We start from the raw sequence: 24,645 nt of genomic DNA, 5'->3' as shown, positions 1-24,645 counted from the left end.
CCAGAGAGCACGGTTTACACTGTGCTCTCTGACTCTGATGCGGATCTGCTATGAACCTGCGACACACTCTTCCCGCCTGCGCGCTGCTGCTAAGCGGCTGCGCCACTATTGTCGGTACAGACACGCAGCCGGTAAAAATTGACTCCATTCCGCAAGGCGCCCGCTTTACGGTACAGGATGAGACCGGGCGCGCGGTGGCGCAGGGCTACACGCCCCAGACCGTAGACCTGGCAAAATCAAACGGCAGTTACTTCGGCAAAAAACATTATCAGGTCATGCTGGAAAGCCCGGGCTATGTCCCGCTGACGCTGCCCATTGAGGCGAGTGCCAATCTCTGGTACGTGCTGGGAAATATTCCGCTGCTCGGCTTCCCGGGCTGGCTGTTAGTCGATCCGTTCTATGGCGGAATGTATACCCTGAAGCCGGATCATCCGCAGCCGGTACTGAACGTAACAGGCGCGCGCGGCCGCTAGCCCCCGCGGGTTCGTGGGGGGCGCATTCATGCGCTCCTGGCAGATTCCCGGCAACGTCGGCCAGGGCGCCATTAATGGCGTCCCTACGAAGGGTTCAGGTGCCGTAGGGGGCGCATTAATGCGCCCCTGGCATAATGTTCAGCTGCCTCAGGATTACCGTAGGGGACGCATTCATGCGCCCCTGCAAACCTGTAAAATTCGCTGCTTACTGGGCGGTGGGCTTGACCATGGCGTTGCCGGGTTTATGCTGGGCGAGATACTGCTGCTGAAAAATACACATGCGGATGGTGTTACGGTATTCACCGTTGATAAAAAATTCATGCTTCAGCACGCCTTCGACTTCGAAGCCCAGCTTACTGTAGATATGAATCGCTTTCTCATTCTCCTGATCAACAATCAGATAGAGCTTGTAGAGATTCAGCACGGAAAAACCGTAATCCATTGCCAGCCGCGCCGCCTTGCTGGCTAAGCCTTTCCCCTGATGCCCCGGCGCGATGATGATCTGAAACTCCGCGCGGCGGTGCACATGGTTAATCTCCACCAGCTCGACCAGTCCCGCTTTTTCCTCTTCATACTCGACCACAAAGCGTCGTTCGGTCTGATCGTGAATATGCTTGTCATAGAGGTCGGAGAGCTCAACAAACGCCTCATAAGGCTCTTCAAACCAGTAGCGCATTACGCTGGCATTGTTATCCAGCTGATGAACAAAATGCAGATCTTCCCGCTCCAGAGGGCGTAATTTCACCGTCATAACAGTTCCTGAATGTTTAGTGGAGTGCGCCTGAATACGAGGTGCGCATAAATGCGCACCCTGCAGATGTGATGCAGGCATATGCGACCCGGGACCCTTGCGCCGTTAGCCCACGATCCGTCCCTGCGCCATATGCGCCGCGCGGTCGCACATATGATCGATAACGTCCGGATCGTGGCTGACCAGCACCATGGTCAGCCCGTCGTTCTGTTTGAGATCGTTCAGCAGGTTGAGGATCTCCGCCTGAACTGACATATCCAGCGCCGATGTCGGTTCATCCAGCAGCAGGATTTTAGGTTCCAGCAGCAGCGCGCGCACAATCGCCACGCGCTGGCGCTGTCCGCCCGAGAGCTGATGCGGATAGCGGTTCGCCAGCGCCGGATCGAGACCCACGTGACGAAAGCCTGCGTCGATGCGGTCATCGATATTATCGCGCTTTAACAACTTCAGCGGCTCCGCCAGCGTGCGGCGCAGGCGATGGCGCGGATGCAGCGAGGCATACGGATCCTGAAACACCATCTGCACATCGCGTCGCAGCTGGCCGGTAAAGGCTTTGCCCGGCTGGACTGCCGTCTGCGCCAGCGTCATCTCGCCCTGCCAGTGCGGATTCAGACCGGCCAGCACCCACAGCAGCGACGATTTGCCGCAGCCGGATGGGCCAACCAGACCAAAACACTCACCGGCAGCGACCTGCAGGGAGACGTCGTGCACCACGGTACGCAGCTCATAGCCGTGCTTATGGGCAACGCTCAGGTTTGATAACTCAATCATTCTCTCTCTCCAGCGCGGCGCGATCCAGCACCGGCAGACGTTCGCCGTGCGTCGCCTTACCGGGACGACAGGCCCACAGCGTGCGGGTATAGGGGTGGGTAGCATGAGAGAGCTGTGCGGCAGGCAGCGTATCAAGCAGCCGGCCCTTATACATCACCATCACCCGTTCGCAGTGCTCTGAGACCTGCTGCAGATCGTGACTGATCAGCAGCAGCCCCATATTACGCTGCTCCACCAGCCGGCGGATCAGCGCCAGCACCTGATCGCGCATAGCGTGATCGAGCGCGGAGGTTGGCTCGTCGGCAATCAGCAGTTCCGGATCGGTAATCAGCGCAATCGCCAGCATCACGCGCTGACCCATGCCGCCGGAGAGCTGGTGCGGATAGCGCTTCATCAGCTGACGCGGTTCAGGCAGGCCAACGGCAGCCAGCATCTCACACACTTTCTCGCGTCGTTCAGCGCGGCTCAGCTTGCGATGTAAAATCAGCGGCTCTTCCACCTGCCAGCCGATGGTGCGCGTCGGGTTGAGCGCATATTTCGGGTCCTGCATCACCATCGCTACTTTTCCGCCGCGCAGCGTGATCCAGTCACGCTCCTGCAGACGCTGAGCATCAGCACCGGCAATCTGCAGACGTTCAGCCTGCAGCTGCAGGGAAGGGGAGAGCAGGCCCATCAGCGAGCGTGCGGTAAGCGATTTGCCGGAGCCGGACTCACCGACCAGCGCCACGCGTTCGCGGCCAATCTGAAAGCTGATGTTATCCACCAGCAGCGCGTCGCCGCTGCGGATGCTCAGCCCGCGGGCATCAATCAATAACTCATTTGGCATGGCGGGTATCCAGTCGATCGCGCAGGCCGTCGCCTGTCAGGTTAAACGCCAGGCTGGCGAACAGAATCGCAGCGCCGGGCGCAGCCGCCACCCACCACTGATCGAAAATCACTTTACTCCCTTCGGCAACCATCGAGCCCCACTCGGCAGTAGGGGGCTGTACGCCCATACCGAGGAAGCCGAGACCGGCAGCGGAGAGAATAATACCGCCGAGGCTGAGCGCAGCACGCACAACGGCAGTCGGCAGGCAGAGCGGCAGAATATGGCCGAACATCAGCCGCAGGCCGGTGATACCCTGCATGCGTGCGGCGGCAAGATAGTCGCTGCGGCGCAGCGCCAGCGTCTCTGCACGCGCCTGGCGGGCAAACGGCGGCCAGCTGGTCAGCGCCAGCGCCAGCGCGCCATTCATCAGGCCCGGACCGAGCATGGCGACCAGCGCCAGCGCAATCACCAGGTTCGGCAGCGACAGGAAAATATCGGTAATGCGCATCAGCACGCGCTCGGTCCAGCCGCCGACGTAACCGGCGGTAATACCAATCAGTAATCCCACCGGGATCGTCAGTACCAGAATCAGCGACACCAGCAGCAGCGTCGGGCGCGCACCGTAAATCACGCGCGACAGCAGGTCGCGGCCAAAGCCGTCGGTGCCAAACCAGTGCAGGGCGGAGGGCGGCAGCAGGCGCTGGTTAATGGTCTGCACATTCGGATCGAACGGGGCCAGCCAGGGTGCCAACAGCGCCATCGCAATCAGAATCACCACCAGCGTCAGGCCGATGGAGAGGGAAGTCACGCGCGCCCGACGACGACGCGGACGCACGCTTTCCAGTTCGTGAAGTTGTTGAGTCATCGGGTTCTCGGATCGGTTAACCAGGTCAGGGCGTCAGCCACGGCGTTAAGCAGAATAAAGCAGCCGCCAATCAGCAGCGTGGCGCCAAGGATAGCCGGCACATCCGCTGAGAACAGGGCGTTGGTCATATAGCGGCCCACGCCCGGCCACGCGAATACGGTCTCTGTTAGCACCGAGCCTTCCAGCAGCGTGGCATACGAGAGCGCAATCACGGTGATCAGCGTACCGGTGACGTTGGGCAGGATATGACGCAGCAGGATGCGCGTGCGGCCTGCGCCTTTTGCGCGTGCCAGTACCACATACTCTTTGCTGCTCTCTTCGAGCAGCGCCGCACGCAGCAGGCGGGTAATGCCCGCCATCGCCAGCAGACCGAGGATCACGACCGGCAGCCAGAGGTGCGCAATCGCGTTACGGAACATCTCCGGATCGCCGGAGAGCCAGCTGTCGATCAGCACAAAGCCGGTTTTGGGTTCCAGCGTATAGACCCAGATATCATCCAGCTGGCCCGGTCCGGCTGACCAGTGCAGCACCGCGTAGAACAGCAGCAGGCCCAGCAGCCCAAGCCAGAACACCGGCACCGAATAGCCCAGCAGCGAAATAAAACGCGCCACGTTGTCGATAACACTGCCCGGCTTCCACGCCGCCAGCAGCGCCAGCGCCACGCCAAACACGGCGGCAAAGATCATCGCGCAGGTGGCCAGCTCAATCGTGGCCGGGAAGGTACGCAGCAGGTCGGCGCTCACCGGCTGATTCGTCAGATGAGAGAGACCCAAATCGCCGCGCGCGAGGTGGCTGATATAGTGCCAGAACTGCACCAGCACCGGCTGGTCAAGTCCGAGATCGTGCCGCACCTGCGCGTAGGTCGCTTCGCTGGCGTGATCGCCGGCAATCTGCTGCACCGGATCGACCGGTGAGAGGTGCGACAGCATAAAGGTAAACGCCAGCAGCCCGAGCAGCGTCACCAGCAGCGAGAGCAGGCTGGTGACAAGGCGGCTGCCGCGCTGCCAGAGTGACCGGGCGAACCCGGTCTGTGAAGCAGATACGGACATTATTTAGAGACCTGCGCGTAATAGACCATATCGGGGTTAATACCCTGCACATAGCCTTTCAGATTGTCGCGCAGCGCAACCAGATTACGCGCCTGCAGGCCAATCACGTACGGGGAGTTTTTCAGCACTTCGCGCTGCATCGCCTGGTACAGCTCTGCGCGTTTGTTGCTGTCCGCTTCCGCTGTGGCAGCCAGCGTCTGCTTGCTCAGCTCCGGAATGTGCCAGTCAGAGCGGTAGGCGATGGTTTTGCTGCCATCTTCCGGGTTATAGGCAAATGAGGCGGCGTTGGTATTGGGATCGAAATAATCGGCACCCCAGGCGTTCAGCGTCGCTTCAAACTGATGCGCTTTAACGCGCGTTGAGACTTCAGAGCTGAGGCCCGGCTGTACCTCAACTTTTACGCCGCCCTTCGCAAAGCTGCCCTGCAGCGCCTGAGCGATATCAAGATAAGGCGGCTGATTGCTGGTGGAGAGGGTAAAGCTCACATTGGTCAGGCCCGCTTTCTTCAGAATCGCTTTGGCTTTTTCCGGATCGTAGCTGTATGGCGTTTCATTCAGCGCGCCCAGGAAGCCTTTTGGCAGGAAGGTCTGATGCACTTCAAACTGCCCTTTCAGCAGGTTATCGGCAATGCCTTTATAATCGAACAGGTAGCGTGCCGCTTCCCACAGCGCCGGATTTTTCAGCACCGGATCTTTGCCGACGTTAAACTGAATGTAATAGAGCGACGCCATCGGGATCGCGTCAGTTTTGACGCCCGCCTTGCCTTTTAGCGCGGCAATCTGGTCAGCGCCCAGGTTACGTGCGATATCCACATCACCCTGTTCCAGCAGCAAGCGGCGCGCCGCAGGCTCCGGTACGTTTTTGATCAGAATGTTCTTCAGCTTCGGCGCGCCGGCGGGAGAAGAGGGGTTTGCCGTCAGCAGAACCGCTTCATGCAGCACGACTTTGCGGATCTGATACGGGCCGCTGCCGGCAGAGTGAGTGCCCAGCCACGCATGACCGAAATCACCGTTTTTCGCATTAGCCTGCGCCGTTTTTTCATCGATGATAGAAGAGACCGGTGCCGAGAGCAGGCTCAGCACATAGGCCGGGCTGACGTTAGCGTTCCAGCTGATCTGTACGTGCTGGTCATCCACCTTTTTCAGGAAGCTATCAACGTTATCTTTATTCCAGCCGAGCTGCGTCAGGATAAAAGAGGGGTCAAGATTGAGTTTAACCACGCGACCCAGTGAGAAGATCACATCTTCCGGGCGCAGCGGGTTGCCGCTGGCAAAGGTCGCATCTTTACGCAGCTCAAACGTCAGGCTGCGGTTATCGCTGCCCGGCTGCCATGAGGTCGCCAGCGTCGGTTTCAGGTCAGTCGGGTTTTGCGGATCGGACTGAACCAGACGCTGATAGATATTAGTGAATGACTGTACCGTGGTGAGTTCAAAACCCTGCGCCGGATCGAAGCTGTCAGCATCATCGGTAGACTGTGCAATCACCAGCGTATCTTTGGGTGTGACAGCGTGCGCAGAGAAGGCGGCCACCAGCGACAGCGCCAGCAGTGAGGGAATAATTTTTTTCATGTTGTTTCCTTGCCTTAAAAAAGTAACGCGAGTTTACGAGAGCGTATCAGTGAAGAATAGTCTATTTATGGCTATGCATATGCTTTTAGGTTCTAAGCCCGGCGGTTCTGTTATAAGGGTTATGGCCGCTAATAACCAGCATAGTACGCATCAGATACGCTTTTTCAGAAATGTTTCAGCCCCGGCTTTTCTCCCGATGAATGGGGCGACTGTCGCAGATCGTTAATAGCTTGCTCAACCAAATCACAACAAAATTTAGATAAAACGCTCATGCGCTATATTCATCTTTACTTCATTAACTGCGTAAATATAATAACGGCAATTAACTATCTGGAGGATCTCGTTGAACAGTCAACTTTATCGATGGCGATACAGGGCAAGCTGACGCACGGATCCTTTTCCTGCTGCTTGCCACTCTGGCGGGCGGCACGTTCTGTTTTCTGCAGAATGCTCCCGGACACTCAATGCTGATAACCAACACAGGTTCGCGGGAGTTATTATGTCTCTGATTTACAACGCGCTATTTCCACCGCCCCGATGCGCACGCTGATCCTCAGCGTGCACCTGTCTGCTGCGCGTTAAACCTGACTGCGTATTTTCAGTCAGACATTACGCCATACAAATTTACTGGCTCACTTTTATCTGGTGCGGGATCGTCACGCTTTTTATTAATTAAAAGCGCGTCATCTTTTTGCCCGATAATTGCGGGTTCAGCGTGCTGATTAATTATCAGGCTCTCTGTTTATTATGCGTCTGGCGCAGGATAGCGCTCGCCTGAATAACACCATCGGGGTGTCACATGAACAATATGAAATATAATCTGCAGCGGAATAACCGGAAAAAGGATCTGCAGTCGCCGCGTTACCGTATTGAACAGGAAGCAGGCTTTACTGCGGATGAAACGCTGGTACGGCTGTGCAGTCAGGCTACCGGCCTGACCGAAGAAGAAGCCGCTGCACGCCTGCGCCGCCACGGCCCTAACGATGCCCGGCATATTGACGCGCCACCGGCGCTGCTGCAGCTGCTGCAGGCGTTCAGCAATCCATTTATCTATGTGCTGATGGCGCTGGCCGCGGTGAGTTTTTTTACTGACTACTGGATCCCGCGGCGGCAGGGCGGGGAGACCGACCTGACCGGGATCGCGATTATCATCACTATGGTAACGCTGAGCGGACTGCTGCGCTTCTGGCAGGAGTTTCGTACCAATAAAGCGGCGCAGGCGCTGAAATCGATGGTGCGCACCACCGCAACGGTGGTACGACGCCCCTCGCTGCAGGCGTCGCCGGTGCGCAGGGGAGTGGATACCGGCTCGCTGGTGCCGGGCGATATCGTTTGTCTTTCCGCAGGCGATCTGGTGCCGGCCGATATTCGCCTGCTGGAATCGCGCGATCTGTTTATCAGTCAGGCGATCCTGACCGGTGAGTCGCTGCCGGTGGAAAAATATGACATCACCGATCACGTCACCAGTAAAGCGGCCGGCGCGCATGAAGCGGGGAGGTCGCTGCTGGAGATCGGCAGCATCTGCCTGATGGGGACCAGCGTAGCCAGCGGCAGCGCAAAAGGGGTGGTCGTCGCCACCGGTAGCGATACCTATTTCGGCACGCTGGCGACATCGCTGACCGGTAAACGCAGCCAGACGGCGTTCGATCGCGGAGTAAACAGCGTCAGCTGGCTGCTGATCCGCTTTATGCTGGTGATGGTGCCGGTGGTATTGCTGCTTAACGGCTTCACTAAAGGCGACTGGCTGGAAGCCTCTCTGTTTGCGCTGGCGGTCGCGGTGGGTCTGACGCCAGAGATGCTGCCGATGATCGTCAGCTCTAATCTGGCAAAAGGGGCTATCGCCATGTCGCGGCGCAAGGTGATTGTGAAACGCCTGAACGCGATTCAGAACCTGGGCGCCATGGATGTGCTGTGTACGGACAAAACCGGCACGCTGACGCAGGACAACATTACGCTGGCACAGCACGTCGACTGCACCGGGGTGGAGAACAGCCGCGTGCTGATGCTGAGCTGGCTCAACAGCCTTTATCAGAGCAGTACCGCGAATCCGATCGATCGCGCCATTCTGCACTATGGCGGCGCGCGCCTGGGCAGTGCGGTCAGCGACGCGTGGAGCAAAATCGATGAGCTGCCGTTTGATTTTGTCCGGCGGCGCGTGTCGGTCGTGGTACACAACCGCCGGCTTAACCAGCAGCTGCTGATCTGCAAAGGTGCAGTTGAAGAGATGCTCAGCATCGCGGTGGCAGAGCGTGAGGGCAGGCTGATTCAGCCGCTGGATGAGGCCCGGCGCGCGGAGCTGCTGGCGCTGGCGCACGGGTATAATCAGCAGGGTTTTCGCGTGCTGCTGGTGGCAAGCCGCGTACTTAAAGAGCCGGGTCTGCAGCAGGCGCTGAACGTTGCGGATGAGCAGAACCTCATTATAGAAGGGCTGCTGACGTTTCTGGACCCGCCCAAAGCCAGCGCCGCGCCGGCGGTCAGCGCGCTGCGCGATAACGGCGTCGCGGTAAAAGTCCTGACCGGAGATAACCCGGTGGTGACCGCGCGCATTTGTGCAGAGGTGGGTATCGACAGCGGCGCCATCGTAACCGGTGAGCAGCTGGCGCGGATGAGCGACGAGCAGCTGGCACAGGCTGTGCAGCAGAGCGCGGTGTTTGCCAGACTCACGCCGCTGCAGAAGGCGCGCATTGTAACGGCGCTGCAGCAGCAGGGGCATACCGTCGGTTTCCTGGGCGACGGCATCAATGACGCCCCGGCGCTGCGCGCGGCCGATGTCGGTATCTCCGTAGACAGCGCGGCGGATATCGCCAAAGAGTCCTCCGATATCATTCTGCTGGAGAAAAATCTGCTGGTGCTGGAGGAGGGGATCATCAAAGGGCGCGAGACCTTCGGCAATATCATCAAGTACCTCAACATGACCGCCAGCTCTAATTTTGGCAACGTCTTTTCGGTGCTGGTCGCCAGCGCGTTTATTCCGTTTCTGCCGATGCTGGCGATCCACCTGCTGATTCAGAACCTGATGTATGACATCTCGCAGCTGGCGATGCCGTGGGACAAACTGGACAAAGAGTTTCTGCAGAAGCCGCGCAGGTGGGACGCGCGTAATATTAAACGGTTTATGCTGTGGATCGGGCCGACCTCTTCTCTGTTCGACATCACCACCTTTGCGCTGATGTGGTATGTGTTTGCTGCGAATACGCCAGAGATGCAGTCGCTGTTTCAGTCGGGCTGGTTTGTCGAGGGACTGCTGTCACAGACGCTGGTGGTGCATATGCTGCGCACCCGCAAAATCCCGTTTATTCAGAGCCGCGCCGCGCTGCCGGTGCTGCTGACCACCGCCTGCGTCATGATCGCCGGCGTCCTGCTGCCGTTCTCATCGCTGGGGGCCAGCGTCGGGCTGACGCCGCTGCCGTGGTCCTACTTTCCGTGGCTGGTGGCGACGCTGTGCGGTTACTGCCTGGTGGCGCAGGGCATGAAGACCCTCTACATCAAACGTTTTGGTCAGTGGTTCTGATCTGCAGGAGGAGCGATGAAAAAGCCGGAACTGACAAAGGTGGTCTGCCACCTGGTGTTAATGATGACGGTGATTACCGTGCTAACGTTAGTGTTACGTTAGTTCATCGCGGGCAGCATACGCTGCCCGTTTCGCTATCTGTCCGGGAGAAAGGTATGAGCCAGTCACAACGTGCGTTGATTATCGGTGCTTCAAAAGGGATCGGGCTTGCGGTGGTACAGCAGTTTTTACAGGCGGGCTGGGACGTGACCGCCACCTTCCGCCGCACGGCGGTATCATACCAGCACGAGCGGCTGCGCTGGCTGGCGCTGGATATCACCGACGGCGCGGCGCGTGCGGCGCTGCTGCAGCAGTTACAGGGTGAGCAGTTTGATGCGGTGCTGATTAACGCCGGCATCTTTGGCCCGGATGCGCAGCAGCTGCAGCAGGCAGAGGATGCGGAGCTGAGCGAGCTATTTCTCACCAACGCGGTAGCCCCGGTGCGGCTGGCGGAGAGCCTGCTGCCGCTGCTGCGTGATAAGCAGAGCGTGGTAGGGATCACCACGTCACAGCTGGCGAGCCTGAATGAAAACCGCGTCGCCGCGATGCCGCTCTACTCGGCCAGCAAGGCGGCACTCAATATGCTGAGCCGCGCGCTGGCAAAAGAGATGCGGCCGCAGGGAGCGACGCTGCTGTCGCTGCATCCGGGCTGGGTGAAAACCGATATGGGTGGCGAGAACGCCGATATCACGGCAGAAGAGAGCGCGGCAGGACTGGTTACCCAGCTGCAGCGCTATCGCGGCGAGGGCGGTCATCACTACCTTGATTACAAAGGTGACGCGCTCGCCTGGTGAGGTTCTGAGCCGTATTACGCGTCGTCAGGCGCGTAATACTGCACCCCGATCTCAATGCGTTCGCGGCCGCCGGCCACGCGGTGACGGTTGGTATCGCGCAGTGAATAGATGCAGCCGCAATACTCCTGCTGATAGAAGCGCTCGCGCTTGCTGATCTCAATCATGCGCGACGAGCCGCCGCCTTTACGCCAGTTAAACTCCCAGTAGAGCATATCCGGATAGTGCGCCGCCGCCCGCACGCCGCAGTCGTTGATCTGCTTCATATCTTTCCAGCGTGAAATCCCTAGCGAACTGGTGATCACCGGAAAGCCGTGCTCGTGCGCGTAAAGCGCGGTGCGCTCAAAGCGCATATCGAAACACATGGTGCAGCGTACGCCGCGCTCCGGCTCCCACTCCATGCCGCGCGCGCGCTCAAACCAGTTATCTTTGTCGTAGTCAGCATCCACAAACGGCACGCCAAACTGCTCAGCAAAGCGGATATTCTCCTCTTTGCGCAGCTCATACTCTTTCAACGGATGAATATTCGGATTGTAGAAGAAAATGGTGTAGTCGATGCCGGAGGCGAGCATCGCTTCCATCACTTCGCCGGAGCAGGGGGCACAGCAGGAGTGCAGCAGCACTTTATTGTGTCCGCCGGGCAGCGGCAGCGGCTGACGTGTGAAGGTTTCAGACATAAGTAACCGTTAAGCTTGCAGAGAGTACGCGTAGTGTAGGGAGTTACGGCGCCGGATGCAAAATGCGGCAGCGGAAAAACAAAAAGGCCGCAGGGCGGCCTTTTTATCACAGCAGTGCAGCTTACTCGCTGACTTTCTGTTTCAGATCGCTGGCACCTTCTTTGGTTTTGTTCCAGCCTTTCTGTGCGCCTTCTTTGGTCGCATCCCAGCCTTTCTCAGTCCCTTCTTTGGTCTTGTTCCAGGTTTTCTGGGTTCCTTCACTGGCTTTGCTGGTCATGCTGTCGCGCTCGCCCTGTGCCGCGTGCTTCGCTTTAAGACGCTGCTCTTCGCCCTGATGCTGCGCCTGATGCAGTTTCTCTTTCGCGGTGTTAGCGCCAGCCTGAGCGTTAGCGACCGTATCATCAGTTGCGTGTGTGGTAGCCGCAAACGCGGAAGAAGCCAGCAGGAAAGCAGATACAGCAATAATGGTCTTTTTCATCATAGTCCCTCATTTAACGTATTTGGTGATATGAGCGTAGTTAAGAGTGGCACACTGAGCAACGTTGCGCTCCAGGATAAAACTGTAAGTGAATGAAAACGCCGTGAGGGGTTAGGTTAACTGTGAAAACAGTCGCAGGGTATTACTGCTCAGGGGCGGGGGTTGAAATGGCGAATGCAGGTTTTTAGGGTGATTTATTGTTTGGATGGGTGGGGGAGTTATATGGGGGAAGTGAGTTAGGGAAGAAGGTGAAAGAGCTGTACGGTAAGCCTGGGTTGGTAAGCAGCAGGTGCAAAAGGCTGCGGGGATTATGTTGTAGGGGCTTTCGGGTCTACTGCGCTGGCGGAGTCTGAATAAGTTTCGCAAGCTCATGAAATTGAATGTTTTTCGCCAATTCAACTTTGTTCCGTGTACCTAAATGTGTACCAATTATTGGATCTCATACCCCGGAACGGCAGGGCAAGGATAGCGAATGCTTGGTGCTAAATCCAAAATAAAATGATTTATGGGAAAAGTGTTCATACTGTTCACTTTTTAATTTTATTAATTAAATTCATACTATTAGGTAGTGAATAGTTTGAAGCGGGATGAACACTAGTGTGCACTTAGAGTGATCACTTAAGTGAAAAAGACAAACACCGGCTAGAGCCGGTTATTGGGGATGTGTATAAATATTATCAAATAGAACAAACACCACTCTGATGTGAAGTAGTTAAGCGAACATCCATTGTTCACTTCTACAGTTAAATGGCGATAATTACAGTTGTTTCAGAGTTCTAACACCTGTTCGTCGCTAAAGACCATAGTCCTGACCTCACGCTCAAGTATTGGTTTCATGATCATTTTACTATTCGCAGGAACAGTAAATTTACCCAGAACCATCACACTTTTACTCAACGGAAATATTTTAGGGCTTATATTAATTAGTTGAATTGTAGGATATAAGTCAGGCTGCCCATTTATCTTCTTAGGTGTTCCTTCAATAAATTGTTTGTTACCCAAATGTGATATAGGTGTTCTGACTACATGGACTTTAATAATTACAGCCACTTGAGCTATATTAACCGATTGTAGATACGTCGATAATTTGTCTAACTGGAATGTTTCGTAAAAAAAATCAGACCATGTGACTGTATTTGTTGCTGTAACAATTTTTATAGTATTTTTTAGATGAGGGTTAGCTTTTCCATAATCATAGATCTCTCGTAAACTGAGCATATTTTTCACATATGGTGCTTTCCTACCTTTTTTAATATAGACTCGATCTGTTGTATCTGAAGGTGGGGTGATTTGCATTGCCAATGCTTTCTTTCTAATTAGAGTAGAGTCATCTACATCGAGGATGTGGAGCCGGAATATATTATTTCCATTAGCAAGTGCTTTGCGGATATCATGGCTGGAATCACCTGCATGAATCGTATCCATACCAGAAGTAGCATATTGGCAGGCTTCGTTGTGTAAATTACCTTTTTCCAATCTGAAGAAAGCAGGTATGTGTTGAGTCTTATTATAACTTCGTCGGATGTAGCTCTTAACATAAACTAGGTGAGCACTACAATTTGGGTCAGGACAAGTGAGCGGGAAAGTGTTTATTCCATGGGTAAAGGCTATAACATTGACTAAAATTTGATTTTTATCAATTGCTTGTGTAATTTTAATTCCGCTCATTGTATCTTCTCCTTGATCAACATTTTCGTGCAGATTGCATTAAGGCTAATAATAATTCATTCTTTCTTTTATTAAATTTAGATTTTCACACATTAAGAATGTGAGTGTGCTTCTAGCACATAATATGAAATTTTTTGTTAAAGGCAATATGTAAGGCACCTATCATCAATGATTTACGATTTCCATTAAACCACATAAATCGCTGAAAATTTGCTTTAGGTAAAATGTAACATGAAGTAGTGATGTCGGTTCCTCATTTGAAGCTGTCTAGTATGATCATAAGTAATGCCATCAATTTATTCCGCATAACATAAAACCGGCCTAAGCCGGTTTTTTTAAGATTTATCAGACGCTACATGCTGGCAACCAATCCGCCTCGCTGTCCTCATGTAACGTCAGGTTAGTTTGAATGCCGTTATTTGTGCGGCGCTTTAGCAGCACGCGCTCATACTCTTTCAGCGTCTGCGGCACTGCCTGGCCGAAAGCTGTCAGGCTGAGCGGATGCTGATGTCCGCGCGATTCCATAAATGACAGATACGCATGATAAAGATAGCGCTTCGGGTTTATCGGACGAATATTAGCGTTACCGATAAACAGTCCGTTTGGCGTGCTCAGCGGCATCAGGTATCCACAGAAGTCAACCAGCGGATCAGCCTGTCGCTTGATATCCAGCGCCTCACCGGAAGTCTGCTGCGCCTGCAACAGCTCGCGCGCTTCGTTTGGTGATGAAAAGCGCTGCATCAGGTGACGAACAATCACGGCCAGCTCGTTGCTGATTTTATCGAGTAGCTGCGGGTCACGCTCTTGTGCCGGTATAACTTCCGGGAACGTCAGGATGACCCGGCGGCGCGACACGCCGCCGCTGCGATCGCTGAAGCGCATTGGGTTGTTGTTTACTGCCAGAATCACCGCCGGGATGTGCGTTGAATAGGCGTCACGGTATTTCGGATCGATTGCCACCGCATCGCCGCCGGTAATCGCCTTAATGCCCGCGCCGTCGCCGCTCCATTTCTCCTGGTCAGGCAGAATAATTAGCGAGAAACCCACCACGCTGGCGCGTTCGCGCGATGATTCCAGCGTGTCGATAGTGGCGGACGTGGTGTTGTCTTTTCCGGCCAGCAGAGTGGCTATCGAGGCCATGACGCTTTTACCACTGCCGCCGGGGCCGGTGACTTCGAGAAACATTTGCCAGTCATAGCGGTTTGCCAGCACCATAAATAACGCCGCGAGAATGCGCTCCTGCTTGTCGTGATTATGCCCGGCGGCCCGCGTTAACCAGCGCCAGAAATACGGGGCGTGGTCTGCGAGGTTTTCACCCGGACGCGGGGCGGTGTAGTCCACGCTGTTAACGGTGCGCAGCCAGTGCTCGCGGCGGTGCGGACTGAACGTGCCGGCAGCGGTATCAAATACGCCGTTACGGAAGCCGATCAGGCGGCGGGACGGTTCGCCCATCTGCGGCACCATCAGCTTGAGCGTGTCCAGTACGCTGCCGATACCGGCGGCCGAGAACGGTGCGCGCACTTTCTGAAACAGCGCGGCGATTTCCCGGCGCAGTGTCTTCGCCTCCATCACCTGCCATGCGCCGTTCTCATAGCGGCAGATTTCCTCCCCGACTGGCGGCACGGCCAGCGCCTCTCCGTAATGGGCGACCAGCAGCTCAGCTTTCTGGCTGGCGCTCATTGCTTTCAGGTCAGCCTCGCTGACGGATTCAAACGGACTGAGGGGCTGCGGCTGCGTGAAGCCGGTGAGCTGCGCCTGCGTGGCGATATCACCCTGCATCTGCCACACGTCGTTCCAGTCACCCGCAACCGGCGGCAGGGCGGCTTTACCGCCGCAGGCTTTCGCCGCTTCCTCTGCCTTTAACTGGCCGGTGCCGTTGTTGTCGCGGTCGGCAGCAATCATCATCAGCGCGCCGGGGTATGACTCACGCAGCCGCTTTGCCAGTGAGGGCAGGTTGTTGGCGCTCAGCGCCACGTAAACCGCCTGCCCGGTCAGCCGGTGCACGGTCAGGCCGGTTGCGTATCCTTCAGTGAGCCACAGCGTTTTGCCATCCGGCTCACCGGCCAGCCAGTATGTGCCTTTCACCTGTCCGCCGGGCAGGGTGCGCTTGTCGCCTGCGGCGCTGATGAGCTGCACGTTAATGGCGGTACCATCTTCGCCGGTCAGCGGGATAAGCACATCCCCGGCGGCAAAGCTGACACCACCACAGCGCAGCGCCTCCCCAAGCGTGAGCGCCTGCGTGCCGTGCAGCCCTTTCGCTGAAAGGTAGGCGTTGTCCGTGCGGCTGACGGCAGCGGCTATAAGTGCCTGCGCCCGTGCGGCTGCGTCTGCCTGCGCGCGGCTTTTGTCTGCGGCTTCATCATGCATAACCGGGGCTGACTCCGGCAGCGTGCCGAGCATTCCGGCCACCTTCATGGCGGCCTCTTTAGCACTGATACTGAGCGCCTTTTCCACCAGGTTAAGGCCGTCACCGGCCCCGCACTGGTTACAGAGCCACGTTCCGCGCCCGTCCTGATTGTCAAAACGGAAGCGGTCTTTACCGCCGCACGCAGGGCAGGCACCATGTCGCCCCCCGGCGAGCACGCTGATGCCGAGGGCAGGCAGAAGCTGCGGCCACAATCCGGTGGCCGCCTTTACGGTGTCAGAGACGATATGTTTCATCTGCATTTTCTCCCTCAGTGCAGCGTGATGCGGCTGGCGGCCGCAAGCTGGCTGCGGAAAAGTTCATCCATCATGGTGACGCCGAGCTGCGTCAGGCGCGGCGGCGCGGTCAGCAGGTCAGGCTCAACCATATCGCCCAGCATGGTGCAGGCCATCTCCATGCCCGCATCGGGGCCGTGACGGCGCACATAAAAGTTTTCCAGCTCAAGGGCGATGGTCATCTGAAGCTCATCGAGCGTGGCTGACACGGTGATGCCGAGGTTTTTGCAGGCATTCAGATAGCCCTGCGCCAGCGCGCGACGGTAAACGGCGGTGCGTACCTCAACGGGCAGGCAGGAGTGATTAACGGTCATCATGGCGGGCCTCCGTGGCTAACATGCGGGATTCACAGGTTTCAACGACTTTACCGAGCTGGTCGGTGAGTAGGGCAACGACCGAGGCAAGCGCCGCGCCGTCCGGCACGCAGCCGCGCGCGTTCAGGCAGTTCACCGAGTCGAACATATCGAGTACGGTCACGCCGACCGTGTGCGCGTGCAGCAGGCGCAGATAGTCAGCGTGGGGAATAGGGTAGGTGTCATGGTTATTCAGGTGTTGAGAAAGGGTATTCATGCCGCCACCGCCTTAACCGGCAGACGACCGGCAAAGGACAGGACGTAATCGCGGGCGAGGCTGGCGCGGGCGCTGCGTTCATCGCCTGCAACGGTACGCAGCATGCAGGGACGAGCGGCGGCATCGATGCGGCGCACGGCGGCAAAAATAAAGGTGAATTCGGGGTGAGCGGCAGTAAGGGCTGTTGTCATGAGGACAATCTCCATTGAGTAGCGGTTGCTGCTACCACCGGAGTTCCTACGCTCATGGGTGGTAGCCCGGACGGGGGTAGGAATACCGGCCTCAATGGATACCGGCCAGCCCGAAGGCTGCCCCGCCCGGGCCACCATTACGCAGACGGCGCAACGGCTAAAGAACCGTTGCCCGGATAATGGGTGCACCGAGGCATAGACACAAAAAAAGACGCATGGCGCGTCTGGTGTCGCCATTGAGTAACTCGGGTTCCTACGCCCGGCTGCCGATTTTGCGACAGCGCGAAAACTGTATAACGGCCGCTCGCCAGAGAAAAGGCTTTTTTCACTCATCGGGGCGTTTTCCTCAGCAATCGGTCAGGACGTGATCGGATTGCTGCGGATTTGATCGGAATTTACCGTCCTCTTTCTTTGCGCTTCGCTTTGCAGGCTTCGCTTTCTGACTCAGCACGGAAATATGACTGTGCATCCCGCTGGTAAAGGCCGGTGCCGTGGCGGGTTTGCCGCTCACCGCTGCCGTCAGGCTTTCCGCGACAAAGGCGGCTTCTTCACGGGTGAGGGGGTAAGTTTTCGTGCCGAAATTCAGCGTAATCATGCTGCACCTCCGGCACGCTGCGCGATGCGGGCCTGCATCCAGCCGTCAATCTCTGATGCCAGCCAGGCGACGTTTTTACCGCCAAGTGAAATCTGCGAGGGGAACTGCTCCCGGCTGATTAAGTCGTAAATGGTCGAGCGTGACAGACCGCAGGCGCTGATGACTTCGGGCAGACGCATAAAGCGATCGCGTGGATAAACGGTATCGCGGGTTACTGGGATGGCGGGTGCCTGTACAGATGAAACTGCGTGCATGGTGTTACCTCATTATGAGTCCGGCCGGTGCTGTCCGGTTACGGTAGTGTCTTCAGGTAACCCCCTATTTTGAGAATATTTTTTGCTGTGTAAACAACCCTGTTTTGGCTTATGACCAGTCAGGGTAGCCTAAAAAATAATCAGTTTATTTAATTTGGTGCAGTGTGATGCAGTGAAGTGCAGTCAGTAAAAATTAAAGAGGGCGCAACTATCAAAATTCCATCATTAAAAGGAAATAACGTTGAATAACGCTCGCCAGAAAAAACTTATTACTGAGCGAGTGTGAACACTGGTGAATACTAAGTGAAGGCCAAATCTCAAAGTGTTCACTTCCTTAGTTACTGTATTTACTATCTTTTATATTTTAGTGAATACTAGTGAATAGTTATATAAGAAACATAATCTCTCAAGAGCTATCTCGCACCGGCTGTGCTCTTGTCTGCTCATCGGCAGGCGGAAAGCAATGAAATGCGCTGTCCTGTGGTACACGACAGAATGGCCTCATCCTTTACAGACGATGAGAGACAACCATGACCATGCCTGAACAAAAACCTGCATCACTTGAATGCTTCGAGAAAGCCCGCGCTGAACATACCGAAAGAATGAAAGCCTATAACGGCATCTGCGCCGATATTGTCCGCTGTGAGAAAGAACAGCAGGCGGCCATCGAGGCAGGGAAAGAAGCTGAGAGCAATTGGCGCACGCGCTTTCGCAACCTGCGAGGCAATCTCACTGACGAGCTGCGCGTCGAACACTCTCAGCGCATCGCGAGCCGGGAACTGGCCGATGAGTTCGGAGGACTGCTCAAAGAGCTGGCGCTGGATAAGCAGGAGGCGATGCTGAAATGCTGCGGCAGTGGCAAAGAGTACGTTGAATCACACCGGGAGGCGTTTACCGGGTTCGCGGATGTACACTGGCAGTCGGCCCTGCGTAACGTGAGTCCGTCGCTGCTGTGGGCCATTAAGCTGCGTCTCCGTCGTGAAGAGCTTTCACCGACATTTGCCGGTGAAGACCGTGACCGGATTAAGGACGTAGCTTATCTGGTTGGTGAAGCACTGACGCGGGCGGCTGCGGCCCTGCCGGACGGTGTGCTGATAGAGGCACCACTGCTGGAGAATATCGGCCTGCACCGCCCGGCCCTGACGGGTATTGATATGGAGCTTTATACGAGCCCTCTGCGCCGTCAGAAGCTGGCTGAATCAATCCGCGCGCAGCGTACAAAACTTCAGGAGGGCAGCCAGAAATGATGCACTGTCCTTACTGCAAAAGTGCGGCACATACCAAGTCGAGCCGCTATATGTCCGAACAGGTGAAAGAGCGTTATCACCAGTGCACTAACCTGGACTGCTCCTGTACTTTCAAAACGAATGAGAGCATAACAAAGGTGATCACCGCACCGCCACAGCCGGAAACCGTACCGGAAGCACCACCGGAACCGGTAAGAGAACGTCAGACGCTGGGCCGTTACGGCTCAGCATTTCGCCAGGTTCATTAATCCCCCACGGCCGCTACATAACCAGCGGCTTTTTTATTTCTGTCTTTGTCTTACTGAAGCCTTTTTTCTGGCGAGCCGCTTTGTAAAGAGCCGTGCATGCATAGCGTGCATGGATCTGCATGCAAAATCATGTACCACTTTCCCTCGTTCAGGCCATACAGAGCGTGGCCCGGCCCGTAGCATGCACCTGCATGAAAAGCGATGCATAAAGCGGGCAGGCGTGGTGGGGATAGCATTGCGCGCTGAGATTGTTATGCCCGGATACCTGATGAAATGATCAGCTTTTTGAAAGATTGAAAATGATACAGAATAGGATATTTCCTATTCTGTCAGGCTCAAAACTATATGGACGATATCGAAAAGTTAAAGGCGATTGACTGGTCTGAACTGGTGCACTCGAAACATTCTTGGATAGAGTCAAAATTATCTAATAATGGTAGTTCAACTAGTAATAAAGTTATTTCTCGGTTATTTACTATTCCTTTTAGTGGCGTAATTCAAGAAATTCAAACTTTAGTTGATTGTTTAGCAGATTCAATCGAACACTACGTATTTGATAAAGAGGCTTTGGAAAAAATGAGAGGTGAAGGCACTGTCCCATTTAGAAAAGCTTCGCAATTTTTTGGCGATACAAATCCCGTTAAAGATGGAAAGTATGGTGAGTTAATTCTTTATATTCTGTCTGAGGCTATTTTAAATACTCCAATGGTATCTCATAAAATCACGACGTTAAGTAATCTAAATGATCAGGTCAAAGGTGGAGATGGGGTTTTCTTTGGCGTCTATAGAGATAACCTGTCTTTACTTATTGGTGAGTCTAAGATATATAAAAGCTTTAGTGGTGCATTAGAGAGTGCATTTGACTCTCTTGATAGATTCACGAAAAGCTATTCATCTGGTGCGTTGAGCCATGAGCTTTTCATGGCAAGAGCTAATATATCCAGCAACTTTGATTTTGAAACAATGGAGCTTGTTTATGACGCGTTCACTCCAGGTAAACCATTGAATTCAGAATGTATTAAGACTCATCCGGTTTTATTAATATTTGAAGATAGAGAAATTAAAGAAATTGAAAATCAAGCAATGAGTAAAAAGCATGCAGAAGAAATGTTAGAAAAATGGCTTGAAGACAAAAAGTTAATTATTAAGGAAAGCATAGAAGAAAAATTATCTAAATATGAAAACGTTAAACCTTGTTTTTTGGATTTCTTTTTAATCCCAATGTCTGATGTGGGGCACTTCAAAAAATCTTTATACCGAGCTATCCACGGCATAGACTATAACGAAAATTAAGGAAGAATCATGTCTGATACCACAGCCAGTAAAGCATTGATGCATAGAGATTTCCAAGAGGTCTTTAATTTTTTAGTTAAGTCTCTTTTTTTAAAAAATAGAAAAGGAAGGGATTTGCCAAGCCTGTCAATGGAAAGTATTAGGAGAGCAACGTGGCTTGCATCATTAATATCACTAGGGGATGAAAAGGAACGAAGCATTGCTAGCTCATTTGGAGCCCTCCTTTACTTGTATGATTCTAAAAATGAGTTGTTTCTAAAGGCTTGCTATGTTTTGCAATCAAGAGCGGGAAATATTGTTTCTTCCAAGCACCTCGAAGGTCTCTACAAAAATAAAAATATAATTAATCATTTTAGTGTATCTTTGGATTTGGAGCTTACATCGCAAAAAGTTCTCCTCGAAAAGGAGTTTGACGGTGAAGAAACTGTTTATTTTACTCATTTTCAAAAAGATCTTTGGCGCAAGTTAGTTGATGGCGATAATGTGGCTGTATCTGCGCCTACTTCCGCTGGAAAATCATTTGTAATTAAAAAGTACATTTTTGAAAAGATAACAAAAAATAAAGATGGTGTTTATGTTTATATAGTCCCTTCGAAAGCATTAATTAACCAAGTTAGTAACGAATTGTCGAGGGAGCTTAAAAAGACCGCTTCCGTATTGACAACCTATAGAGAGAACACAGAAGAGCAGGGGAGAATAGTTTTTGTCTTAACGCCTGAGCGATGCTTACGGCTACTCAACGAAAGTTCTAATAAGTCGCCAAAAATCGTTTTCTTCGATGAAATACAAAATTTAGAAGACGGAAGCAGAGGGAGTGTGTTCGAGAATATAATTTATAGGATGACAACTTTGTGGAAAGAAACTCAGTTTATTATGGCAGGCCCCTACATAAGTGACCTTCATTTATCTTTAAAGAAAGTTGTAGATATAAAGTTAATAGAACATAAAACATTAGCAACACCAGTTTTGCAATTGAAGGTTATTTTGTCAGTTCTAAAAAGGAGTCAGGATGTAAATTATAAACTTTTTGGGCCTGTGGGAGAACCTATATCAGGTTCTATTAATATTGGAAAGTCTCTTTATAGCAAGTTATCCTCTTCAAAAGGAGATGCCCTTAAGCACTTAACATCTTTGTTTGATGATTCAGAGCAAAATATAATATATGCGCCTAAAAAAAATATAGCTCAAGGCTGGGCTCTTAAGATATCTGGTGCTGATGATGAAAATAATGCTGACAATTTACATAATAATATTGAAAATGAAAAGATAAGTAACCTCTGCTCCTTTCTAGAGAGTGAAATTCACCCGCTTTACTCATTGGTGAGAAGTATAAAAAAGGGGGTTGCATTTCACCATGGCGGCTTGCTAGACGTTGCACGATTAGAGGTAGAAGATCTTTTTTCAGAAGGTGTTATAAAAAATTTGGTTTGTACTTCTACTTTATTACAGGGGGTTAATCTACCTGCTGATAGGATAATTATTCTCTCCCCCAAGATAGGAGATTACGAATTATCACACTTTGACTTTTTAAATTTAATCGGAAGAGCTGGCAGGATTAGTAATTCTTTATATGGTGAGATTTTTTGCGTTGAATTGTGTGATGAGTCTTGGGCTGAGGAAAAGATTATTAAAGAAGAAAAGAAAGAAATAGAGTCTACGGTTCTTAAAAAAATAAATGATAATGCTGAAAAGGTTGTTAGTTATATTAACTTGTTTGGAAATGACATTTTATCTGGTGAGGGTGATTATAAAGTTTATCCCCTAGTGTCCTACTTGAGGAGTCAATTCATTGTCGATCGCGATCACTACGAAAAAATACTAAATAATAGTAATTTGAATGCTGAACAGACAAGTCTGATGGATTCACGTTTAGAAATCGTTGCGAACAACCTTACAGTTCCCTCAGAGCTTATTGCAAAAAACCCCTTTATAGATCCTTTGATTCTGGACGATCTTTACTTCTTAATAAAAAGAGAGGGTGTTTCTTCATGGATTATGAATAAATACCCAAGCAATAAAACTGGTGTATCAAGTCAAGATGTTAATTTCTTGGAAATGAATTACTACAATCAGTATAAAAACATTATCGTAAGGTTAAACCAGTTGTTTGATATTGAGAGGGAGATCAATTTTAAAGAGGATGGGGTATCTATTAAATCCAAATATAGGGTCAGCATAGCAAAATTAGCCTATGATTCTCATAGCTGGATGCTTGGAAAAAAATATAGATTCTTTATTGAGGATATGGTGAGCAATAAGTTCACAAAACACGGCATCCCTGTTGACTACAAAAAAATTGATAGTGTAACAAATTTCATTACATCTCATATTAATACAAACTTAACTTTCATTCTTGTAAAGTATTTGTCGGTATGGTCTGATGTAGTTAGCTCATTTATGAATGAAGATGAAAAGGAAGAATACGCGTTCTTTCTAAATTTACCTTCAATGTTAGAAATGGGTAGCTATGATTCTCAAGTTCTAGAAATAATGGCTTTCGGTATAAATCGAAGTACTGCTATCGAGCTCTTGCGCAAAAAAAGGATTGCAGATGGTGAATCTGTAGATAGTTACCTTAATAGCTATGATATAAATAAGCTCTCGCCGTTACATAAAAAATATTTAGCAAGAGCTGGTTTTGGGGAAATGAGAAGTTAATAAAGCATGTTACCTGATGGATTGGGGTGCACGTAGCGCCCCCACCATTCTAATAAATCTTTGCGTTGTGAAAGATACGTTGAACGATTATAGGCTCTTCTCACCTCATTTCTATCACTATGCGCTAATGCAGCTTCAATTACATCGGCGTTAAAGTTTGCTTCGTTAAGTGCTGTGCTAGCTATAGAACGAAGACCATGAGCAACCAATTTGCCGCCATATCCTATACGCTTTAATGCGGCATTCGCAGTTTGGCTATTCATTGGTTGTTTAGGATCGTTACGGCTTGGAAAAACATATTGTCTGTTAGCACTTAGAGGCCGCATAACTTTGAGTATTTCCAAAGCTTGTTCAGATAAAGGAACGATATGTTCGCGCTTGGCCTTCATGCGCTCTGCTGGAATAACCCAAAGGTTTAAATCGAAGTTGATCTCTGCCCATTGTGTCCCAGAGGCTTCTGACGGCCTTACAAGGGTAAGTAGTTGCCACTCGATTAAACAGCGAGTGGTGATTGAGAGATTGGATATAAGTAATGAGCGCATTAGCTCTGGCAGTTCTTCCGGTCGCAATGTTGGCATGTTTTGCTTCTTGGGCCTTTCAAAGGCCATACCAACGCCCGAAGCAGGATTGGCATCTATCAACCCTATGTTGACAGCATAAATCATGATCTCGTTAATACGCTGAACTAAACGGCGGACTGTTTCAAGCGCCCCGCGAGCTTTGATCGGCTCCAATGCTTCAACAATCGTTCTGGCTTTAAGTACCTGAACAGGAATCTCACCAATCGTAGGAAAGATGTCTTTCTCTAGCGATCGCCAAATATCCTTCGCGTAATCCTCAGTGACGCTTTTGCTTTTAACCAGGAACCATCGACTGGCTACGACTGAGAAAATGCTATCCAGCTCTATTTGACGCTGTTCCGACGCTTCCTCTTGCTGCTTCTGCGGGTCGATCCCTCGCGCAAGTAGCGACAGATATTCGTCTCGCATTTGGCGTGCGGCAGCGAGCGTTAGGGCAGGATAAGAGCCGAGGCTGAGATTTGTGCGGCTGCTACTATTTGGACGCTGATAGCGAAAACGCCACAGCTTTTTACCTGAGGTTTTGACGAGCATGAAAAGCCCGTCGCCATCGTGCAGCGTGAAGTCTTTGTCTTGAGGCTTAGCTTTGAGGATTTCGTTGTTGGTGAGTGGGCGTGTCATCCGCGCCATGACTGGTTTCCATCCATAATTGGTACACGTTTTTTGGTACACATTATAGCGTGTACCTAAACGTGTACCAATTATCTCTGGATTCAGGCGGATCGCCTCGGAAGATTACAGACACAAAAAAGCCCGCAGGGCTTGCGCCGTGCGGGCTCTTAGGACTTCATCGGATGACTCTGGTAATCACCGATGGAGAATTTTGGTGGAGCTGGCGGGAGTTGAACCCGCGTCCGAAATT

Annotated in this window: 23 protein-coding genes and 1 other RNA gene (1 of these 24 running past the window's edge); 7 read left to right on the top strand and 17 right to left on the bottom strand. The window is 52.4% G+C overall.

From position 1 onward, the window contains the following. Positions 1–50: 50 nt before the first annotated feature. Positions 51–473, top strand: a complete 423-nt coding sequence (locus tag B4056_RS11440) for a hypothetical protein (RefSeq protein ID WP_094111732.1) — start codon at positions 51–53, stop codon at positions 471–473. A 205-nt stretch (positions 474–678) separates the two neighbouring features. On the opposite strand, the gene speG is transcribed toward B4056_RS11440, so the two are convergent. The 6 genes from speG to B4056_RS11410 all read right to left on the bottom strand — a co-directional run bounded on the left by speG (position 679) and on the right by B4056_RS11410 (position 6,285). Beyond that, the gene (speG, locus tag B4056_RS11435; protein ID WP_039379754.1) at positions 679–1,224 is read right to left on the bottom strand and encodes a spermidine N1-acetyltransferase; all 546 of its coding nucleotides are present in this window, start codon (positions 1,222–1,224) and stop codon (positions 679–681) included. Between the two features lie 105 nt (positions 1,225–1,329). Then, positions 1,330–1,995: an ABC transporter ATP-binding protein gene (locus tag B4056_RS11430; RefSeq protein ID WP_039379752.1), complete on the bottom strand. Its 666-nt coding sequence runs from the start codon at positions 1,993–1,995 to the stop codon at positions 1,330–1,332. Continuing rightward, positions 1,988–2,821: an ABC transporter ATP-binding protein gene (locus B4056_RS11425; protein WP_039379750.1), complete on the bottom strand. Its 834-nt coding sequence runs from the start codon at positions 2,819–2,821 to the stop codon at positions 1,988–1,990. Before B4056_RS11425 ends, B4056_RS11430 begins: the two co-directional genes overlap by 8 nt. Beyond that, complete coding sequence (locus B4056_RS11420) at positions 2,811–3,668, bottom strand: ABC transporter permease (protein ID WP_065648634.1); 858 nt, start codon at positions 3,666–3,668, stop codon at positions 2,811–2,813. The genes B4056_RS11425 and B4056_RS11420 overlap by 11 nt, the downstream gene beginning before the upstream one ends. After that, entirely contained in the window at positions 3,665–4,717 is a 1,053-nt protein-coding gene (locus B4056_RS11415) for an ABC transporter permease (protein WP_288654791.1), read from the bottom strand. Before B4056_RS11415 ends, B4056_RS11420 begins: the two co-directional genes overlap by 4 nt. Then, on the bottom strand, positions 4,717–6,285 hold the full coding sequence (locus B4056_RS11410; RefSeq protein WP_094111730.1) for an ABC transporter substrate-binding protein: 1,569 nt from the start codon (positions 6,283–6,285) through the stop codon (positions 4,717–4,719). The genes B4056_RS11415 and B4056_RS11410 overlap by 1 nt, the downstream gene beginning before the upstream one ends. A 799-nt stretch (positions 6,286–7,084) precedes the next feature. On the opposite strand from B4056_RS11410, the gene mgtA reads away from it, so the two are divergent. Together mgtA and B4056_RS11400 are read left to right on the top strand one after the other, a co-directional pair. Beyond that, a complete protein-coding gene (gene mgtA / locus B4056_RS11405; RefSeq protein ID WP_288654789.1) occupies positions 7,085–9,796 on the top strand; it encodes a magnesium-translocating P-type ATPase in 2,712 nt (903 codons plus the stop codon). A 155-nt stretch (positions 9,797–9,951) separates the two neighbouring features. After that, positions 9,952–10,629: an SDR family oxidoreductase gene (locus B4056_RS11400; protein ID WP_150034111.1), complete on the top strand. Its 678-nt coding sequence runs from the start codon at positions 9,952–9,954 to the stop codon at positions 10,627–10,629. Between the two features lie 14 nt (positions 10,630–10,643). Here B4056_RS11400 and B4056_RS11395 read toward each other — a convergent pair whose 3' ends face one another. From B4056_RS11395 to B4056_RS11355, 9 genes are all read right to left on the bottom strand, one after another. Then, complete coding sequence (locus tag B4056_RS11395; protein WP_065648639.1) at positions 10,644–11,303, bottom strand: epoxyqueuosine reductase QueH; 660 nt, start codon at positions 11,301–11,303, stop codon at positions 10,644–10,646. 121 nt (positions 11,304–11,424) lie between these two features. Then, positions 11,425–11,781: a hypothetical protein gene (locus tag B4056_RS11390; protein ID WP_039379739.1), complete on the bottom strand. Its 357-nt coding sequence runs from the start codon at positions 11,779–11,781 to the stop codon at positions 11,425–11,427. Between the two features lie 768 nt (positions 11,782–12,549). Further along, positions 12,550–13,449 carry a hypothetical protein gene (locus B4056_RS11385; RefSeq protein WP_288654788.1) on the bottom strand — a complete coding sequence of 300 codons (900 nt, stop codon included), beginning with the start codon at positions 13,447–13,449 and terminating at the stop codon, positions 12,550–12,552. A 345-nt stretch (positions 13,450–13,794) separates the two neighbouring features. Continuing rightward, positions 13,795–16,110: a primase-helicase zinc-binding domain-containing protein gene (locus B4056_RS11380; protein ID WP_288654786.1), complete on the bottom strand. Its 2,316-nt coding sequence runs from the start codon at positions 16,108–16,110 to the stop codon at positions 13,795–13,797. Positions 16,111–16,124: 14 nt separating this feature from the next. Further along, positions 16,125–16,466: a DUF5375 family protein gene (locus B4056_RS11375; RefSeq protein ID WP_288654785.1), complete on the bottom strand. Its 342-nt coding sequence runs from the start codon at positions 16,464–16,466 to the stop codon at positions 16,125–16,127. Beyond that, positions 16,453–16,719: a hypothetical protein gene (locus B4056_RS11370; protein WP_278497509.1), complete on the bottom strand. Its 267-nt coding sequence runs from the start codon at positions 16,717–16,719 to the stop codon at positions 16,453–16,455. The genes B4056_RS11375 and B4056_RS11370 overlap by 14 nt, the downstream gene beginning before the upstream one ends. Then, positions 16,716–17,243, bottom strand: a complete 528-nt coding sequence (locus B4056_RS11365; protein WP_288654784.1) for a host cell division inhibitor Icd-like protein — start codon at positions 17,241–17,243, stop codon at positions 16,716–16,718. Before B4056_RS11365 ends, B4056_RS11370 begins: the two co-directional genes overlap by 4 nt. Positions 17,244–17,256: 13 nt before the next feature. Next, positions 17,257–17,505, bottom strand: a complete 249-nt coding sequence (locus B4056_RS11360) for a hypothetical protein (protein ID WP_288654782.1) — start codon at positions 17,503–17,505, stop codon at positions 17,257–17,259. Beyond that, on the bottom strand, positions 17,502–17,759 hold the full coding sequence (locus B4056_RS11355; RefSeq protein ID WP_288654780.1) for a helix-turn-helix transcriptional regulator: 258 nt from the start codon (positions 17,757–17,759) through the stop codon (positions 17,502–17,504). The genes B4056_RS11360 and B4056_RS11355 overlap by 4 nt, the downstream gene beginning before the upstream one ends. A gap of 530 nt (positions 17,760–18,289) precedes the next feature. Here B4056_RS11355 and B4056_RS11350 point away from each other — a divergent pair. The 4 genes from B4056_RS11350 to B4056_RS11335 all read left to right on the top strand — a co-directional run bounded on the left by B4056_RS11350 (position 18,290) and on the right by B4056_RS11335 (position 23,205). Further along, positions 18,290–19,006: a hypothetical protein gene (locus tag B4056_RS11350; protein WP_288654779.1), complete on the top strand. Its 717-nt coding sequence runs from the start codon at positions 18,290–18,292 to the stop codon at positions 19,004–19,006. Further along, positions 19,003–19,254: an ogr/Delta-like zinc finger family protein gene (locus B4056_RS11345; protein ID WP_085013637.1), complete on the top strand. Its 252-nt coding sequence runs from the start codon at positions 19,003–19,005 to the stop codon at positions 19,252–19,254. Before B4056_RS11350 ends, B4056_RS11345 begins: the two co-directional genes overlap by 4 nt. A gap of 345 nt (positions 19,255–19,599) precedes the next feature. Then, positions 19,600–20,547 carry a HamA C-terminal domain-containing protein gene (locus B4056_RS11340; RefSeq protein ID WP_288654776.1) on the top strand — a complete coding sequence of 316 codons (948 nt, stop codon included), beginning with the start codon at positions 19,600–19,602 and terminating at the stop codon, positions 20,545–20,547. Positions 20,548–20,556: 9 nt separating this feature from the next. Then, on the top strand, positions 20,557–23,205 hold the full coding sequence (locus tag B4056_RS11335; RefSeq protein WP_288654774.1) for a DEAD/DEAH box helicase: 2,649 nt from the start codon (positions 20,557–20,559) through the stop codon (positions 23,203–23,205). Here B4056_RS11335 and B4056_RS11330 read toward each other — a convergent pair. Both B4056_RS11330 and ssrA read right to left on the bottom strand, forming a co-directional pair. Then, entirely contained in the window at positions 23,202–24,413 is a 1,212-nt protein-coding gene (locus B4056_RS11330; RefSeq protein WP_288654773.1) for an integrase domain-containing protein, read from the bottom strand. The genes B4056_RS11335 and B4056_RS11330 overlap by 4 nt on opposite strands. 194 nt (positions 24,414–24,607) lie before the next feature. Continuing rightward, positions 24,608–24,645, bottom strand: a transfer-messenger RNA (tmRNA) gene (gene ssrA, locus B4056_RS11325); it runs 399 nt beyond the window's last position.

Origin of the sequence: Pantoea sp. UBA7232 (genome assembly GCF_002473195.1) — a bacterium.
Taxonomy (GTDB): Bacteria; Pseudomonadota; Gammaproteobacteria; order Enterobacterales; family Enterobacteriaceae; genus Pantoea; species Pantoea eucrina.
Note: the sequence above shows the minus strand (reverse complement) of the source record. Positions and strands in the feature narration are given on the sequence as shown.

Excerpts from the sequence above, each read along its gene's own strand:
- B4056_RS11440 (WP_094111732.1), top strand. The coding sequence starts at position 51 with ATGAACCTGCGACACACTCTTCCCGCCTGCGCGCTGCTGCTAAGCGGC.
- speG (WP_039379754.1), bottom strand. The coding sequence starts at position 1,224 with ATGACGGTGAAATTACGCCCTCTGGAGCGGGAAGATCTGCATTTTGTT.
- B4056_RS11430 (WP_039379752.1), bottom strand. The coding sequence starts at position 1,995 with ATGATTGAGTTATCAAACCTGAGCGTTGCCCATAAGCACGGCTATGAG.
- B4056_RS11425 (WP_039379750.1), bottom strand. The coding sequence starts at position 2,821 with ATGCCAAATGAGTTATTGATTGATGCCCGCGGGCTGAGCATCCGCAGC.
- B4056_RS11420 (WP_065648634.1), bottom strand. The coding sequence starts at position 3,668 with ATGACTCAACAACTTCACGAACTGGAAAGCGTGCGTCCGCGTCGTCGT.
- B4056_RS11415 (WP_288654791.1), bottom strand. The coding sequence starts at position 4,717 with ATGTCCGTATCTGCTTCACAGACCGGGTTCGCCCGGTCACTCTGGCAG.
- B4056_RS11410 (WP_094111730.1), bottom strand. The coding sequence starts at position 6,285 with ATGAAAAAAATTATTCCCTCACTGCTGGCGCTGTCGCTGGTGGCCGCC.
- mgtA (WP_288654789.1), top strand. The coding sequence starts at position 7,085 with ATGAACAATATGAAATATAATCTGCAGCGGAATAACCGGAAAAAGGAT.
- B4056_RS11400 (WP_150034111.1), top strand. The coding sequence starts at position 9,952 with ATGAGCCAGTCACAACGTGCGTTGATTATCGGTGCTTCAAAAGGGATC.
- B4056_RS11395 (WP_065648639.1), bottom strand. The coding sequence starts at position 11,303 with ATGTCTGAAACCTTCACACGTCAGCCGCTGCCGCTGCCCGGCGGACAC.
- B4056_RS11390 (WP_039379739.1), bottom strand. The coding sequence starts at position 11,781 with ATGAAAAAGACCATTATTGCTGTATCTGCTTTCCTGCTGGCTTCTTCC.
- B4056_RS11385 (WP_288654788.1), bottom strand. The coding sequence starts at position 13,449 with ATGAGCGGAATTAAAATTACACAAGCAATTGATAAAAATCAAATTTTA.
- B4056_RS11380 (WP_288654786.1), bottom strand. The coding sequence starts at position 16,110 with ATGAAACATATCGTCTCTGACACCGTAAAGGCGGCCACCGGATTGTGG.
- B4056_RS11375 (WP_288654785.1), bottom strand. The coding sequence starts at position 16,466 with ATGATGACCGTTAATCACTCCTGCCTGCCCGTTGAGGTACGCACCGCC.
- B4056_RS11370 (WP_278497509.1), bottom strand. The coding sequence starts at position 16,719 with ATGAATACCCTTTCTCAACACCTGAATAACCATGACACCTACCCTATT.
- B4056_RS11365 (WP_288654784.1), bottom strand. The coding sequence starts at position 17,243 with ATGAGTGAAAAAAGCCTTTTCTCTGGCGAGCGGCCGTTATACAGTTTT.
- B4056_RS11360 (WP_288654782.1), bottom strand. The coding sequence starts at position 17,505 with ATGATTACGCTGAATTTCGGCACGAAAACTTACCCCCTCACCCGTGAA.
- B4056_RS11355 (WP_288654780.1), bottom strand. The coding sequence starts at position 17,759 with ATGCACGCAGTTTCATCTGTACAGGCACCCGCCATCCCAGTAACCCGC.
- B4056_RS11350 (WP_288654779.1), top strand. The coding sequence starts at position 18,290 with ATGACCATGCCTGAACAAAAACCTGCATCACTTGAATGCTTCGAGAAA.
- B4056_RS11345 (WP_085013637.1), top strand. The coding sequence starts at position 19,003 with ATGATGCACTGTCCTTACTGCAAAAGTGCGGCACATACCAAGTCGAGC.
- B4056_RS11340 (WP_288654776.1), top strand. The coding sequence starts at position 19,600 with ATGGACGATATCGAAAAGTTAAAGGCGATTGACTGGTCTGAACTGGTG.
- B4056_RS11335 (WP_288654774.1), top strand. The coding sequence starts at position 20,557 with ATGTCTGATACCACAGCCAGTAAAGCATTGATGCATAGAGATTTCCAA.
- B4056_RS11330 (WP_288654773.1), bottom strand. The coding sequence starts at position 24,413 with ATGGCGCGGATGACACGCCCACTCACCAACAACGAAATCCTCAAAGCT.